Source organism: Candidatus Phytoplasma sp. AldY-WA1 (genome assembly GCF_020312115.2).
Lineage (GTDB): Bacteria > Bacillota_I > Bacilli_A > Acholeplasmatales > Acholeplasmataceae > Phytoplasma > Phytoplasma vitis.
Genome location: NZ_JAHRHX020000122.1, coordinates 1 through 1,119 on the forward strand (window position 1 = coordinate 1; position 1,119 = coordinate 1,119).

Annotated in this window: 2 protein-coding genes; both read left to right on the forward strand. The window is 22.6% G+C overall.

All coding sequences use genetic code 11. The annotated features are described in order from the left end of the window. The first annotated feature begins 87 nt into the window (after positions 1 to 87). Complete coding sequence (locus KTO59_RS04370) at positions 88 to 663, forward strand: Panacea domain-containing protein (protein WP_284928838.1); 576 nt, start codon at positions 88 to 90, stop codon at positions 661 to 663. Positions 664 to 669: 6 nt separating this feature from the next. Next, positions 670 to 1,062 (forward strand): hypothetical protein, encoded by a 393-nt coding sequence (locus KTO59_RS04375; RefSeq protein WP_284928839.1) that lies wholly within the window; start codon positions 670 to 672, stop codon positions 1,060 to 1,062. The last annotated feature ends 57 nt before the right edge of the window (positions 1,063 to 1,119 follow it).

Below are 1,119 nucleotides of genomic sequence, written 5' to 3' on the forward strand. Positions count from 1 at the left end.
ACAATATATAACACAAATAAACCCAAGACTCTCATTTTTGAGAGTCTTTTTTTTACACCCAAATTTCAAAATAAAGGAGAATGAATAATGCAAAATAATTTTAAACAAATTATAAAACACATTAAAGAAATAGAAAAACAATTAAAAATCGTCAAAAAATATGTTAAACTATACAATATAAAGAATAGAAAGGAAATAAATATGAAAACATCCATCATACCCATCAAAGACCAAATTAACGTTTTTGATGTTGCTAATTATATTTTAGTCAATAACAAAAATAATACTCATATGAAATTACATAAATTAATTTATTATTCACATGTTTATCATTTAACAAAATATAAAAAATCATTAATTGATAACGAAATTCAAGCCTGGCGTCATGGCCCTGTTTTCCCCGAATTATATCCTATTTTAAAAAAATATACTTACGAAAAAATAACTAAAAAAATTAAAAACGGGGATATTTCTAAAATAAAAAACACTTATAAAAAAGCGATTGACTATATTATTGATAAATATGGAAAATTAGACGGTCAACAATTATCTGAAAGAACACATTTTGAAAAACCTTGGCAAGAAGCAATACAACAAGGAAGAAACGTAAGAATTTTAAATGAAACTTTAATTAAATATTATATTCATAAAAATAAATTATAATCAATAGTGACTAATCATTTTAATAACAATTTTTCATATACTTTTGATGAAAAATATTTTGTTATTCATTCACAATATTCAATCGACAAAATTAAAAGTTTAAAAGAATTCTTATTTTTTTTGCATAAAAGTTTATTTATGGAAGAATGTTTAACAGTTAATAAATTAAGGATCAAAAATAAATTGTTCAGAAAAAGTTTTGAAAAATACACCCAAACGCAATTGAATATATTAAAAAACGATCCTGCTAAGAAAACAATTTTAAAAGCTTGTGGTGATAATAAAATTTATCAAATACCTTTAGATCCCACAAGTAGATTAATTGGCTTTTTTATTAAAAGTTGTTTTCATATTGTTGCTTATGATCCAGATCATGGTTTGTTCCCATCCAAAAAGTAAAATATTTTTTTGAATTAAATTTAAGACACTCATTTTTGAGAGTCTTTTTTTATACCC